The following is a 14,863-nucleotide window of genomic DNA, read 5'->3' as shown; positions in this document are numbered from 1 at the left end:
TCATCGTTAACTGTCAGTCTGCGAGGTTACTGATTTGAGTGACATGGCGAAAAACCTAATCCTGTGGCTGGTCATCGCCGTCGTGTTGATGTCGGTGTTCAATAGCTTCAGCCCCAGCGATACCACCAGTCGCCAGCTGGACTATTCCAGCTTCGTTAAAGAAGTGACCCAAGAGCAGATCCGTGAAGTACGGATGGATGGCAAGGTCATTAATGGCGTCAAGCGCACCGGTGAACGCTTCACCACCATCATCCCAGCGCCGGATCCCCAGCTGCTCAACGACATGCTCAATCACAATGTCAAAGTGATGGGCGAGAAGCCGGAAGAGCCGTCTCTGATCACCTCCATCTTTATCTCCTGGTTCCCGATGCTGTTGCTGATCGGTGTCTGGGTCTTCTTCATGCGTCAGATGCAGGGCGGCGGTGGCAAAGGTGCCATGTCGTTTGGCAAGAGCAAGGCTCGCCTGATGAGTGAAGATCAGATCAAGACCACTTTCGCCGACGTAGCCGGTTGCGATGAGGCCAAGGAAGAGGTCAAGGAGCTGGTCGACTATCTGCGCGACCCGAGCAAATTCCAGAAACTGGGCGGCAAGATCCCGACCGGCGTACTGCTGGTAGGTCCTCCCGGTACCGGTAAGACCCTGCTGGCCAAGGCCATTGCGGGTGAGGCCAAGGTGCCTTTCTTCACCATTTCGGGTTCCGATTTCGTCGAGATGTTCGTGGGTGTGGGTGCCTCCCGGGTACGCGACATGTTCGAGCAGGCCAAGAAATCCTCCCCCTGCATCATCTTCATCGATGAGATTGACGCCGTCGGTCGCCAGCGTGGCGCCGGTCTGGGCGGTGGTCACGATGAACGCGAGCAGACTTTGAACCAGATGCTGGTCGAGATGGATGGCTTTGAGGGCAATGAAGGCATCATCGTCATCGCCGCTACCAACCGTCCTGACGTACTGGATCCGGCACTGCTGCGTCCGGGCCGTTTCGACCGTCAGGTCGTGGTCGGTCTGCCGGATGTGCGTGGCCGCGAGCAGATCCTCAAGGTGCATATGCGCAAGGTGCCGCTGGCGGATGACGTCAACCCGGCGCTGATTGCCCGCGGTACTCCTGGTTTCTCCGGTGCCGATCTGGCCAACCTGGTCAACGAAGCCGCTCTGTTCTCTGCGCGCGAGAGCCGCCGTGTGGTGTCCATGGCCGAGTTCGAGAAGGCGAAGGACAAGATCATGATGGGCGCAGAACGTCGCTCCATGGTGATGAAAGAGTCCGAGAAGGAGATGACGGCTTATCATGAAGCGGGTCACGCCATCATTGGTCGTGTGGTACCGGATCATGACCCTGTCTACAAGGTCTCCATCATTCCGCGCGGCCGTGCGCTGGGTGTGACCATGTACCTGCCGGAGCAGGATCGCTGGAGCCACTCCAAGCAGCATCTGGAGTCCATGATCTCCAGCCTGTACGGTGGCCGTCTGGCGGAAGAGCTGATCTACGGTGCCGAGAAGGTATCGACCGGTGCATCCAACGACATCGAGCGTGCCACCGACATCGCCCGCAAGATGGTGACCCAGTGGGGCATGTCTGAGCGTCTCGGCCCCATGCTCTACGCGGAAGAAGATGGTGAGGTGTTCCTCGGCCGCAGCATGGCCAAGGCCAAGCACATGTCCGATGACACCGCCCGCATTATCGATGCCGAGGTCAAGCAGGTGATCGACCGCAACTACGACCGTGCCAAGCAGATCCTGCTGGATAACATGGACGTGCTGCACAGCATGAAAGATGCGCTGATGAAGTACGAAACCATCGATGCCAAGCAGATCGATGATCTGATGGCTCGTCGCGAAGTGCGTGCTCCCAGCAACTGGCATGACGAGCACGGCGATACCCCGCAGGGTGGTGCGACTGTGGCACCCGAGCCCAAGCCGACCGTGACCGAGGCGGAACAGGTTGCCGATGTCGATATCGACAAGGCCAACGACCTGCCTGCCAAATAAGTCGTGATGATACAAACCCCGGGCTGGCCCCGGGGTTTTTCTTTATGTCCATGGAAGTGAAGATGCAGCTAATCAGCAAGGGGCTCAGCCTCTCCCTCGAACGTCCCCACGTCATGGGGATCCTCAACGTGACGCCGGACTCCTTCTCCGACGGCGGCCATTTCAACCAGCTGGAGCGTGCGATGACCCATGCGCGCCAGATGGTGGCGGAAGGGGCAACCCTCATCGACATCGGTGGCGAGTCGACCCGTCCCGGCGCGCCCGACGTGAGCGAGCAGGAAGAGCTGGACAGGGTCCTTCCCGTGGTGGAGCACATGGTGCGTGAGCTCGACGTGATGATCTCCCTCGACACATCCAAGGCAACGGTCATGCGGGAGGGCTGCGCGGCGGGGGCCCATCTTATCAACGATGTACGAGCCCTGCTCGAACCTGGGGCGCTGGCTGCGGCGGCCGCTGCCGACGTCCCCGTGTGTCTGATGCACATGCAGGGGCAACCGAGAACCATGCAGGCCGAGCCCCATTACGATGATCTGTTGGGGGAGGTGAGAGCCTTCTTTGACGAGCGGATCGCCGCCTGTTTGACGGCCGGCATCGCTCGTGAACAGCTGCTGCTGGACCCTGGCTACGGTTTTGGCAAGACCCTTGCGCACAACTATCAGCTGCTGGCACAGCAGGAGTCATTGCTCGATTACCAGCTTCCGCTCTTGGTCGGGATGTCGCGAAAGTCTATGATAGGCAACCTGCTCGGTCGCCCGGTTGATGAACGGCTGGCCGGCAGCCTGGCCTGTGCCCTTGTCGGGATGCAGCGTGGTGCCCGGATCATCCGGGTGCACGACGTGCGAGCGACCATGGATGCTCTGCGCACCGGCTGGATGGTCATGACGGGACAAGATTTCATATCCAAATAAAAAAACGAGAACAGACAATGGCAAGAAAGTATTTTGGCACCGACGGTGTACGCGGCAAGGTGGGTGAATACCCGATCACTCCCGATTTCGTAATGAAACTGGGCTGGGCCGCGGGCAAGGTGCTCTCCAAGAAGGGTACCCGCAAGGTGCTGATCGGCAAGGATACCCGCATCTCCGGCTACATGCTGGAGTCGGCGCTGGAAGCGGGTCTTTCCGCCGCCGGTCTCAAGGCCATTCTGATGGGCCCCATGCCCACCCCGGCCGTTGCCTACCTGACCCGCACCTTCCGTGCCGAGGCAGGCATCGTCATCAGTGCTTCCCACAACCCCTATTACGACAACGGCATCAAGTTTTTCTCCGCTGATGGCACCAAGCTGCCTGACGAGGTCGAGCTGGCCATCGAAGCCGAGCTGGATCACGAACTGAAGTGCGTGGAGTCCGCCGAGCTTGGCAAGGCGCTGCGCATCGACGATGCCGCCGGTCGTTACATCGAATTCTGCAAGAGCACCTTCCCCTCCAACCTGAGTCTGGAAGGGCTGAAGATGGTGGTGGATTGCGGCCATGGTGCCACCTATCACATCGCGCCTTCCGTTTTCCGCGAGCTGGGGGCCGAGGTGATCGCCATCGGCTGCAGCCCGGATGGTCTCAACATCAATGACGGTGTCGGTTCGACCGCCCCGGAGGCACTGGCCGCCAAGGTGCTGGAGTGCAAGGCTGATCTCGGCGTTGCCTTCGACGGCGATGGCGATCGCCTGGTGATGGTGGATCACACCGGCTATATCATCGACGGTGACGAGATCCTCTACATCATCGCCCGCGATGCTCTGCGTAACGGTCGCCTCAAGGGTGGCGTTGTCGGCACCCTGATGGCCAACATGGGGCTGGAGCTGGCGTTGCAGACCCTGGGCATTCCGTTCGCCCGCGCCAAAGTGGGTGACCGCTATGTGCTGGAGATGATGAACGAGAAAGGCTGGCGCATCGGTGGCGAGAACTCCGGTCACATCATCTGCCTGGATCAGACCACCACCGGGGATGGCATCGTCGCCGCTCTGCAGGTGCTGACCGCCATCTGTACCGCGGAGATGCCGCTGGCCAAGCTGCGCTCCGGCATGAACAAGTTCCCGCAGGTGCTGGTCAACGTGCGCTTTGCCGAAGGCAAGGATCCGCTGGCGGCTGACGCCGTACAGCAGGAAGTGGCCAGGGTGGAACAGGAGCTGGCCGGTCGTGGCCGTGTGCTGCTGCGCAAGTCCGGCACTGAACCCCTGATCCGCGTGATGGTGGAGGGGGAGCACGAGCAACAGGTGCGCGATATGGCACAACGCATTGCACAACAGGTTGAATCGGCGTTTTAATGAACAAATGGGGCGGCTTTTTAGCCGCCCTGGTTGTATCTTGTTCAAACGATTCAAAAATTTAAAAATAGCGCTTGTCAGCTGACAATCCTCTGGATATTATCAGCCCCGCTTTCGCAAGGGAGTTGCCGATGGGACATCGCAAGCCGTTTGTAGCAGCCAACTGGAAGTTACACGGTAGTAGGTCGCAGTTAGAGCAGTTTGCCGGTCAATGCCTGAAAGGTATTGGTGAGCAGGTAGACGTGGTCTTGTGTCCATCCCATGTGCATCTCGACTTCACGGCCGCTCTGCTCGGTGAGCAGAGGGTGATGAAGTTGGGGGCTCAGAATGTGAGCCAGCACAGACAGGGCGCTTACACGGGTGAAGTCTCGTGTCAGATGCTGGTCGAGGCAGGGTGTCGCTACGTATTGGTAGGGCACTCCGAGCGCAGGCGTCTCTTTGGTGAGACCAGTTTTATCGTCGCAGAGAAGTTTGCGGCAGCCAGGTCGGCAGGACTTGTTCCAATCCTCTGTTTGGGCGAGTCGGGTGCGGCAAGGCAGGCAAGAAGAACCTTCGAGGTGATTGCCGAAGAGCTGGATATCGTCATAGAGAAAAATGGCGCGATGGCTTTCGATAATGCTATCATCGCCTACGAGCCGATTTGGGCTGTAGGTACAGGTAAATGCGCCACACCCGAGCAGGCACAAGAGGTTCATTCCTTTATACGTGGTCGCTTGGCGGAGGATACTCCGGTCATAGGTGAGAAAGTCAGAATCATCTATGGTGGGAGCGTGACACCGGCCAATGCGAGAGAGTTGTTTGCCCAGCCCGACGTTGACGGCGGCCTGATTGGTGGAGCAAGTCTCGATGACCAGACGTTTTTAGGAATTGTTGAAGCGGCAAAGGGTGCAAGTTAAATGTACGAGATTCTTTTGGTCGTTTATCTGCTGGTATCACTGGCTCTGATTGGTCTGGTGATGATTCAGCAAGGTAAAGGGGCTGACATGGGCGCCTCCTTCGGCGCAGGGGCATCGAATACCGTATTCGGCTCCGGTGGTTCAGGCAGTTTCCTGACCCGCACAACAGCGATTTTGGCTACTCTGTTCTTTTTGATTAGCCTGGTGCTTGGCTCTATGTCCAGCAACAAGGTCAAACAGGGTAGTGAATGGGAAAATCTGCAACAGACCCAACAGGTTGAGCAGAGCAAAGCGCCAGTAAAGAAAGACACTGACGTTCCCGAGTAAGAGTTTTGCCGTGGTGGTGGAATTGGTAGACACGCTATCTTGAGGGGGTAGTGCTCTAGGGTGTGCGGGTTCGAGTCCCGCCCACGGCACCAATTAAGCAGTAAGCCTGGGTGACCAGGTGTGTTATAGCCAGTCAGTCTTGTGTGACGAGAGTGAAGTGGCTATAATCTCGCACGATTTCGGACGCGGGGTGGAGCAGCATGGTAGCTCGTCGGGCTCATAACCCGAAGGTCGTCGGTTCAAATCCGGCCCCCGCAACCAAATTTCACGCATTTCCTACGCTCAGGAAGGCGGTCGCTGCGAGGCGACAATCAGGGTAAAGCGCCAAGCCCCGATTTGACATCGGGGCTTTTTGTTATGTGCAATTTACTCTGAATCTATTTCTATCTGGGCTTTATGCCCTTTTTTTGTTTTTCGGAGGGTGACTTTGGCTACGTTGGAACAACGTTTGACCGATCTGCTCGAGGCTCCTGTCGTTGCCTTGGGTTTTGAACTGTGGGGTATCGAGTTTATCCGTGCGGGTAAACACTCCACCTTGCGCGTCTACATCGACGGCGAGCATGGCGTGAGCGTCGAGAACTGTGCAGAAGTCAGCCATCAGGTTGGCGCCATCATGGACGTCGAGGATCCCATCACCGAGGAGTATTACCTCGAGGTGTCCTCCCCGGGTCTGGATCGTCCCCTGTTCAAGGTTGCCCAGTTCGAAAAATACGTTGGCCAAGAGGCGGCGGTTTCGCTTCGGATGGCAACAAACAACCGCCGCAAGTTCAAAGGCGTAATCAAAGCCGTGCAGGGCGACATGATCACTCTGACGGTAGATGGTAAGGACGAAGTGTTGGCTTTCACCAATATCCAAAAAGCGAACATAGTGCCGAACTTTGGTTAACGAGGCTATCGGATATGAATAAAGAGATTTTGCTGGTCGTTGACGCAGTGTCCAACGAGAAGGCGGTTCCCCGCGAGAAGATTTTCCAGGCTCTGGAAACCGCACTGGCGACGGCGACCAAGAAAAAATATGAAGGCGAGATCGAAGTTCGGGTAGAGATCGATCGCAAGACCGGCGACTACGACACCTATCGCCGCTGGGTCGTCATCGCGGATCAGGCCGCCATGGAAAACCCCTACGCCGAGATCACCCTGGAAGCGGCGCAGATCGAGCAGCCGGACATCCAGATCGGTGAATATGTTGAAGATCAGATCGACTCCGTCACCTTCGACCGCATCACCACCCAGACCGCCAAGCAGGTCATCGTGCAGAAAGTGCGCGAAGCCGAGCGTTCACAAGTCGTTGACCAGTTCAAGGACAAAGAAGGCACCATCATCAGTGGCGTGGTCAAGAAGAGCAACCGCGACAACGTGATCTTGGATCTGGGCAGCAACGCCGAGGCCGTGATCTTCCGCGACGACATGCTGCCGCGCGAGACCTTCCGTCCGGGCGACCGCATCCGCGGTCTGCTCTACGCTGTGCGTCCGGAAGCCCGTGGTTCCCAGCTGTTCGTCAGCCGCTCCAGCCCGGACTTCCTGAAAGAGCTGTTCCGCATCGAAGTGCCGGAAATCGGCGAAGAGATGATCGAAATCATGGGCGCCGCCCGTGATCCGGGTTCCCGCGCCAAGATCGCGGTGAAGACCAACGATCGCCGCATAGACCCGATCGGTGCCTGTATCGGCATGCGCGGTGCCCGTGTTCAGGCGGTCTCCGCCGAGCTGAGCGGCGAGCGCGCCGACATTGTGCTGTACGATGACAACCCGGCCCAGTACGTGATCAACGCCATGGCGCCGGCCGATGTGGCCTCCATCATCGTCGATGAAGACAACCACACCATGGACATCGCCGTGGAAGCCGCCAACCTGGCTCAGGCCATCGGCCGCAACGGTCAGAACGTGCGTCTGGCCTCCCAGCTGACCGGTTGGGAACTGAACGTGATGACCGTCGAGGACATGCGTGCCAAGCACCAGGCCGAAAACGACCGCATCATGAACCTGTTCACCAGCACCCTCGACATCGATGACGATTTCGCCGGCCTGCTGATGGAAGAGGGCTTTTCCACCCTGGAAGAGATCGCCTTCGTACCGGTCAACGAGCTGCTGGCCATCGACGGTCTGGATGAAGACATGGTCGAAGAGCTGCGCAAGCGTGCCAAAGACGCCCTGACCACCAAGGCGCTGGCCAAAGAAGAATCCTTTGAAGGTGTTGAACCTTCCGAAGAACTGCTCAATCTGAACGGCCTCGGCCGTGAAATGGCGTACGCCCTGGCCGCTCGCGGCATCGGTACCCTGGAAGATTTGGCAGAGCAAGGCATCGATGACCTTGCTGATATCGAAGGGCTGACCGCCGAGAAGGCCGGTGAGCTGATTATGGCTGCTCGCAATATCTGTTGGTTCGGAGAAGAGCAGTCTAGTTAAGATCAAACGGAGGAAAATGAATGGCAGAAGTATCAGTCAAACAACTTGCCACTGACATCGACACACCGGTTGATCGTCTTCTCCAGCAGTTTGTCGATGCCGGTATCAGCAAGAGCAAGGCCGACGACATGGTCAGCGAGTCTGAGAAACAGACTCTGCTGACTCACCTGAAGAAACAGCATGGAGGTGACGAGGTCGCCGCACCTGCCCGCATGACCTTGCAACGCAAGACCAAGAGCACCATCAGTGTTCAGGGGACTGGCGGCAAGAACAAGGAAGTGCAGGTAGAAGTGCGCAAGTCTCGCACCTATGTAAGACGCTCGGCGCTGGAAGATGAACAGCGTCAGGCGGAAGCCGAGGAAAAAGCGCGTTTGGAAGCAGAAGAAAAAGCTCGTCGCGAAGCCGAAGAGAAGGCTCGTCTCGATGCTGAAGAGAAGGCTCGCCGTGAGGCTGAGCAGGCTCGTCGTGAAGCTGAGGAAAAGGCGCGGATCGAGGCACAACAAAAGGCTCGACAGGCTCAACAGCCCGCCAAAGCAGCCAGTAGCACAGCTCAGCAAGAGGCAGAAAAGATGGCCAAGCGCGAAGCAGAAGAACTGAAGCGCCAACAGGAACAAACAGCTTTGCAAAAGGCTGAAGAACTCGCCGCCAAGAAAGCCGAAGAGGCTCGCGTCATGGCGGAACAGAACGCAGCCCGCTGGGCTGAAGAAGAAGCCGCTCGCGCCAAAGAGAGCAGCGATTACCATGTGACCACCTCCAAGCACGCCCAGGCTGCTGAAGATGAACTGGATCGCAAGGAAGAGACCAGCCGCCGCACCGCTGCTGCTGCCAAGGGGCCGAAGAAGGCCGGTCGCCGCGACGACGATCGCAACGACCGCAACTCCCGTGACCCGCGCGCCCGTAAAGGCAAGCGTGGCAAGGTGGCTACCCCGAATGCCATGAAGCACGGCTTCAACAAGCCGGCTGCCGCCGTCAACCGTGACGTCATCATCGGCGAGACCATCACTGTGGCTGAGCTTGCCAACAAGATGGCCGTCAAGGGTGTTGAAGTCATCAAGGTGATGATGAAGATGGGTGCCATGGCCACCATCAACCAGGTGATCGACCAGGAGACTGCTCAGCTGGTCGCCGAGGAGATGGGTCACAAGGTGGTGCTGCGTCGTGAGAACGAGCTGGAAGAGGCGGTGCTGTCCGATCGTGACGAGACCTCCGAAGCCAAGCCGCGCGCGCCGGTCGTAACCATCATGGGTCACGTTGACCACGGCAAGACCTCGTTGCTGGACTACATCCGTAAAGCCAAGGTGGCTGCCGGTGAAGCCGGTGGTATTACCCAGCACATCGGTGCGTACCACGTACAGACCGACAGCGGCATGATCACCTTCCTGGATACCCCGGGTCACGCGGCGTTTACCTCCATGCGTGCTCGTGGTGCCAAGGCAACCGACATCGTGGTGCTGGTTGTTGCTGCTGACGACGGCGTGATGCCGCAGACCATCGAAGCCATCCAGCACGCCAAGGCTGCCGGTGTGCCGCTGGTTGTTGCGGTCAACAAGATCGACAAGCCGGAAGCGGATCCGGATCGCGTCAAGACCGAGCTGGCCCGCTACAACGTCATGTCCGAAGACTGGGGTGGTGACTGCCAGTTCGTGCACGTCTCCGCCAAGTCTGGCGAAGGCATCGACGACCTGCTGGAAGCCATTCTTATCCAGGCTGAAGTACTGGAGCTGAAAGCCGTGGTTGACGGCATGGCCAACGGCGTCGTGATCGAGTCCTTCCTCGACAAGGGCCGTGGTCCGGTTGCCACCGTGCTGGTACAGGAAGGCACCCTGCGTCAGGGCGACATCGTACTGTGCGGTCTCGAATACGGCCGTGTCCGCGCCATGCGTGATGAGCTGGGTCGCGAGATCAAGGAAGCGGGTCCGTCCCTGCCGGTGGAAATCCTCGGCCTGTCCGGCGTTCCCTCTGCCGGTGACGAAGCCACAGTTGTGCGTGACGAGAAGAAAGCCCGTGAAGTGGCGCTCTATCGTCAGGGCAAGTTCCGCGAAGTCAAGCTGGCTCGCCAGCAGAAGGCCAAGCTGGAGAACATGTTCGCCAACATGACCGAAGGCGAAGTGTCCGAAGTGAACGTGGTGATCAAGGCCGACGTACAGGGTTCCGTGGAAGCGATCTGCGATGCGCTGGTCAAGCTCTCCACCGACGAAGTGAAGGTGAAGATCGTCGGTTCTGGCGTGGGTGGTATCACCGAGACCGACGCCACTCTGGCGGCCGCGTCCAGTGCCATCCTGGTGGGCTTCAACGTCCGTGCCGATGCTTCTGCTCGCAAGGTCATCGATGCCGAGAGCCTGGATCTGCGTTACTACTCCGTTATCTATGACCTGATCGACGAAGTGAAGCAGGCCATGAGCGGCATGCTGGCCCCCGAGTACCGTCAGGAAATCATCGGTCTGGCCGAAGTGCGCAGCGTCTTCAAGTCACCGAAGTTCGGCGCCGTTGCCGGCTGTATGGTTACCGAAGGTGTGGTCAAGCGTTCCAACCGCATTCGCGTTCTGCGCGACAACGTGGTTATCTATGAAGGCGAGCTGGAATCCCTGCGTCGCTTCAAGGATGACGTCAACGAAGTCAAGAACGGCTACGAGTGTGGTATCGCGGTCAAGAACTACAACGACGTACGCGAAGGCGACCAGATCGAAGTTTACGAGACCGTTGAAATCCAACGGACTCTGTAAGCCAAGAGTCAGATTAAATAGGGGGCCGCGGCCCCCTTTTATCGCAGGATAGAATATGGCCAGAGAATTTAGCCGGACCCGTCGGGTCGGACAGCAGATCCAGCGCGAAATCGCGCTCATTCTGCAGCGCGAGGTAAAAGACCCGCGCATCGGCATGGTGACCGTTTCCGATGTGGAAGTGTCCCGTGACCTCAATTACGCCAAGGTGTATGTCACCTTCTTGCAGCTGGAAAATGATGCCGAGCGCATCAAGGAAGGGCTCAAGGCGCTGACCGAAGCCGCCGGCTACATCCGCAGCCTGCTGGGCAGCGCCATGCGCCTGCGCGTGGTGCCCGAGTTGCGCTTCTTCTATGATCAGACCCTGGTTGAGGGGATGCGCCTCTCCAACCTGGTGACCAACACCATCCGCGAAGACAAGCGTCGCATGGCCGAATCTGGTCGTGAAGAAGACGAAGCCGCGCCGGATGACACTACTGAGGATAAAGCCTGAGATGTCTCGTAGACGTCGTTTCAAGGGCCGTGACGTACACGGTATCCTGCTGCTGGACAAGCCGACCGGCCTGACCTCCAACGATGTGTTGCAGAAGGTCAAACGGATTTACAACGCCGCCAAGGCCGGTCACACCGGTGCCCTGGATCCGCTGGCAACCGGCATGCTGCCGATCTGCCTCGGCGAGGCCACCAAGTTCTCCCAGTATCTGCTGGAGGCGGACAAGCGCTATGAGGTGACCGCCAAGCTGGGCGAGCGTACCAACACCAGCGACTCCGATGGCGAGGTGGTCTCCACCCGTCCGGTGAACGTGGCCGTGGGTACCCTGATCGAGGCGCTGGACCAGTTCCGCGGCCCCATCATGCAGGTGCCGTCCATGTATTCGGCCCTCAAGCACAACGGCCGTCCGCTCTACGAATATGCCCGTGAAGGCATCGAGATCGAGCGTGAAGCCCGTCCCATCACCGTCTTCGAGCTCAAACTGCTGAGCTTTGAAGGGGATGAGGTGCGACTTGAAGTGCACTGCAGCAAGGGTACCTACATTCGCTCCCTGGTGGACGATCTGGGGGAAGTGCTGGGCTGTGGCGCCCACGTCACCCAGCTGCGCCGCACCCAGGTAGCCAGCTACCCCTATGAGCGGATGCTGACCCTGGAGCAGCTCGAGTGCATCTTTGAGCAGGCCAAGGCTGAGAGCATTCCGCCGCGCGAGCAGCTGGATCCCCTGCTGCTGCCGATGGATACCGCGGTGGCCTCCCTGCCCGAGGTGAACATGCTGGCTGCCGTGGCCGCCTATGTGAACCAGGGCCAGGCCGTGCAGGTGGCAGGCAGCCCGCAGAGCGGCCAGGTCCGCATGACGGTCGGCCCGGAGCGCGAATTCATCGGGGTTGGCGAGATCGACGACGAGGGACGCGTGGCGCCCAAGCGTCTGGTGCGCTACCACGACGAGGAGTGATCCTCCGGCGGTATCAGGTTGCTTGCCCGTTGCGCGTCTTTATCGTTGCGAAAAGGGGCGGGGACGATTATGATATCGCCCTCATTTCACGGCTGAATTAGAGATTGGCTGTGAACCTTTAAACACTCTACTGGAGTATTACCATGTCTCTAAATGCTGAGATCAAAGCTCAAATCGTTGCTGACAACGCTCGTTGCGCCAACGACACTGGCTCCCCCGAAGTGCAAGTTGCCCTGCTGACTGCCCAGATCAACCATCTGCAAGGTCACTTCAAGGAGCACTCCAAGGATCACCACGGTCGTCGCGGTCTGCTGCGCATGGTTTCCCAGCGTCGTAAGCTGCTGGACTACCTGAAGCGTAAAGACGTTCAGCGTTACGCTGCTCTGATCGCCAAGCTGGGTCTGCGTCGTTAATCGACCATCAGATTTCGCGAAAAAGGGGAACCTCCGGGTTCCCCTTTTTTATTGTGCGTCAGGCTGTTGCCGCCATCACAGAATTTGTGTCACTGCTTACCTTTTGCATCGAATCAAGTATACTTGCACGCGAATTTAAAGCGCCAAATTGTAAAAAGGAAATTCACGTGAATCCTATTGTAAAGTCATTCCAGTACGGTCAACACACCGTCACTCTGGAAACCGGTGTGATGGCCCGTCAAGCCACTGCGGCCGTCATGGTCAGCATGGACGATACCTGCGTATTTGTGACCGTCGTTGGCAAGAAAGAGGCCGATCACGGCCGTGATTTCTTCCCGCTGACCGTCAACTATCAGGAGCGTACCTATGCTGCTGGTCGTATCCCGGGTGGTTTCTTCCGTCGTGAAGGTCGCCCGAGCGAAGGCGAGACCCTGATCTCCCGTCTGATCGACCGTCCTATTCGTCCGCTGTTCCCGGAAGGCTTCCTCAATGAGGTTCAGGTGGTTGCCACCGTCATGTCCGTGAACCCGGCCGTCTCTCCTGACATCGTTGCCATGATCGGTGCCTCCGCGGCGCTGGCCATCTCCGGCATCCCGTTCGGCGGCCCGATCGGTGCAGCCCGCGTGGGTTACATGAACGGCCAGTACGTGCTCAACCCGACCACCACCGAACTGCCCCAGAGCGATCTGGACCTGGTGGTTGCCGGTACCGCCAACGCCGTGCTGATGGTGGAATCCGAAGCGGCCATCCTCTCCGAAGAGGTGATGCTGGGCGCCGTGGTCTTTGGTCACGAGCAGATGCAGGCCGTTATCAACGCCATCAACGAATTCGCTGCCGACGTCGGCACCAAGCCGTGGAACTGGACTGCGCCTGCCGTCAACGAAGCGCTGAAAGCCAAGGTTGCCGAGCTGGCGACAGCTGAGCTGGGTGAAGCCTACCGCATCACCGAGAAGGCCGTGCGTTACGAAACCATCGGTGCCATCAAGGCTCGCGTGGTTGAGCAAGTGATCGCTTCCGGCGTGGAAGAAGATGCCAAGAAGATCGGCGAAGAGTTCCACAGCCTGGAAAGCCGCATCGTCCGTGGTCGCGTCGTTCGTGGCGAGCCGCGTATCGATGGTCGCGATCCGGAAATGATTCGCGCCCTGTCCGTCGCCACCGGCGTACTGCCGCGTGCCCACGGCTCCGCCCTGTTCACCCGTGGTGAAACTCAGGCCATGGTCGTTGCGACCCTGGGTACCGAGCGTGACGCCCAGAACATTGACGAGCTGACCGGCAACCGCGCCGATCGCTTCATGCTGCACTACAACTTCCCGCCATACTGCGTCGGTGAGACCGGCATGATGGGTAGCCCGAAACGTCGTGAAATCGGTCACGGTCGTCTGGCCAAGCGCGGCGTTGCTGCCGTGATGCCGAGCGCCGACGAGTTCCCGTACGTGGTGCGCGTGGTGTCTGAAATCACCGAATCCAACGGCTCCTCCTCCATGGCCTCCGTCTGTGGTTCCTCCCTGGCGCTGATGGACGCCGGTGTGCCGATCAAGGCCTCCGTTGCCGGTATCGCCATGGGTCTGGTGAAGGAAGAAGAAGGTTTCGTCGTGCTGTCCGACATCTTGGGTGACGAAGATCACCTGGGCGACATGGACTTCAAGGTTGCCGGTACCACCGAAGGTGTGACCGCCCTGCAGATGGACATCAAGATCGAAGGCATCACCAAAGAGATCATGGAGATTGCCCTGAAGCAAGCTCGTGGTGCTCGCCTGCACATCCTGAAAGTGATGGACGAAGCCATCCAGGCTCCGCGTGCCGAGATCTCCGATTTCGCCCCGCGCATCCACACCATCAAGATCAACCCGGAGAAGATCAAGGACGTCATCGGCAAGGGTGGTTCCGTGATCCGCGCCCTGACCGAAGAGACCGGCACCAACATCGAGCTGGATGATGACGGTACCGTCCGCATCGCCGCCGTTGATGGTGATGCCGCCAAGGAAGCGATCCGCCGCATCGAGGCCATCACCGCCGAGATCGAAGTGAACCGCATCTACGAAGGCAAGGTCGTCCGTCTGGCCGACTTCGGCGCCTTCGTCAACATCCTGCCGGGCAAAGACGGTCTGGTACACATCTCCCAGATCACCGATGCACGCGTGCAGAACGTGGCCGACTACCTGAAGATCGGTGACGTGGTGAAGGTGAAGGTACTGGAAGTGGACCGTCAGGGCCGCGTACGTCTCTCCATCAAGGAAGCGAACGCCCCGACCGAAGCTGCCGCCGCTCCGGCTGCCGTTGCCGTCGAAGAGCCGGCTGCCGAATAAGTCGCCGAGCCGTGAAAAGCCGACCTCTGGGTCGGCTTTTTTTATATTTGTGGCCTGATGTTGTCTCTCTTGAGGCCCATTGTTATAACGAAAGGCTTCTCGCGCGACG

The 14,863-nt window shown here is 58.8% G+C and carries 12 protein-coding genes and 2 tRNA genes; all 14 read left to right on the top strand.

Translation table 11 applies throughout. The features are described 5' to 3' along the window. The first annotated feature begins 34 nt into the window (after positions 1-34). The 14 genes from ftsH to pnp all read left to right on the top strand — a co-directional run bounded on the left by ftsH (position 35) and on the right by pnp (position 14,754). Complete coding sequence (gene ftsH / locus I6L38_RS14045; protein WP_017765155.1) at positions 35-1,984, top strand: ATP-dependent zinc metalloprotease FtsH; 1,950 nt, start codon at positions 35-37, stop codon at positions 1,982-1,984. A 62-nt stretch (positions 1,985-2,046) separates the two neighbouring features. Further along, positions 2,047-2,892 (top strand): dihydropteroate synthase, encoded by an 846-nt coding sequence (gene folP / locus I6L38_RS14040; RefSeq protein WP_043170258.1) that lies wholly within the window; start codon positions 2,047-2,049, stop codon positions 2,890-2,892. 17 nt (positions 2,893-2,909) lie between these two features. Continuing rightward, positions 2,910-4,244 carry a phosphoglucosamine mutase gene (gene glmM, locus I6L38_RS14035; RefSeq protein ID WP_005298142.1) on the top strand — a complete coding sequence of 445 codons (1,335 nt, stop codon included), beginning with the start codon at positions 2,910-2,912 and terminating at the stop codon, positions 4,242-4,244. A 131-nt stretch (positions 4,245-4,375) separates the two neighbouring features. Then, positions 4,376-5,140, top strand: a complete 765-nt coding sequence (gene tpiA / locus I6L38_RS14030) for a triose-phosphate isomerase (protein ID WP_005298144.1) — start codon at positions 4,376-4,378, stop codon at positions 5,138-5,140. Then, entirely contained in the window at positions 5,141-5,467 is a 327-nt protein-coding gene (gene secG, locus I6L38_RS14025) for a preprotein translocase subunit SecG (RefSeq protein WP_010633113.1), read from the top strand. 7 nt (positions 5,468-5,474) lie between these two features. Next, positions 5,475-5,559 (top strand) — tRNA-Leu (locus tag I6L38_RS14020). A gap of 92 nt (positions 5,560-5,651) precedes the next feature. Beyond that, a tRNA-Met gene (locus I6L38_RS14015) sits at positions 5,652-5,728 on the top strand. A gap of 166 nt (positions 5,729-5,894) precedes the next feature. Next, positions 5,895-6,353 (top strand): ribosome maturation factor RimP, encoded by a 459-nt coding sequence (rimP, locus tag I6L38_RS14010; protein ID WP_005298148.1) that lies wholly within the window; start codon positions 5,895-5,897, stop codon positions 6,351-6,353. A gap of 14 nt (positions 6,354-6,367) precedes the next feature. Continuing rightward, positions 6,368-7,870: a transcription termination factor NusA gene (gene nusA / locus I6L38_RS14005; protein WP_005298150.1), complete on the top strand. Its 1,503-nt coding sequence runs from the start codon at positions 6,368-6,370 to the stop codon at positions 7,868-7,870. 20 nt (positions 7,871-7,890) lie between these two features. Beyond that, positions 7,891-10,593, top strand: a complete 2,703-nt coding sequence (infB, locus tag I6L38_RS14000; RefSeq protein ID WP_005298153.1) for a translation initiation factor IF-2 — start codon at positions 7,891-7,893, stop codon at positions 10,591-10,593. Positions 10,594-10,648: 55 nt separating this feature from the next. Continuing rightward, positions 10,649-11,083: a 30S ribosome-binding factor RbfA gene (gene rbfA / locus I6L38_RS13995; RefSeq protein ID WP_005298154.1), complete on the top strand. Its 435-nt coding sequence runs from the start codon at positions 10,649-10,651 to the stop codon at positions 11,081-11,083. A 1-nt stretch (position 11,084) separates the two neighbouring features. Next, complete coding sequence (truB, locus tag I6L38_RS13990; protein ID WP_019839525.1) at positions 11,085-12,035, top strand: tRNA pseudouridine(55) synthase TruB; 951 nt, start codon at positions 11,085-11,087, stop codon at positions 12,033-12,035. 143 nt (positions 12,036-12,178) lie between these two features. Next, on the top strand, positions 12,179-12,448 hold the full coding sequence (gene rpsO, locus I6L38_RS13985; protein ID WP_005298162.1) for a 30S ribosomal protein S15: 270 nt from the start codon (positions 12,179-12,181) through the stop codon (positions 12,446-12,448). Between the two features lie 167 nt (positions 12,449-12,615). Continuing rightward, positions 12,616-14,754, top strand: coding sequence for a polyribonucleotide nucleotidyltransferase (gene pnp, locus I6L38_RS13980; RefSeq protein WP_005298164.1), 2,139 nt, complete (start codon positions 12,616-12,618; stop codon positions 14,752-14,754). The last annotated feature ends 109 nt before the right edge of the window (positions 14,755-14,863 follow it).

This window comes from Aeromonas sp. FDAARGOS 1408 (assembly GCF_019048665.1).
GTDB lineage: Bacteria > Pseudomonadota > Gammaproteobacteria > Enterobacterales > Aeromonadaceae > Aeromonas > Aeromonas dhakensis.
Note: the sequence above shows the minus strand (reverse complement) of the source record. Positions and strands in the feature narration are given on the sequence as shown.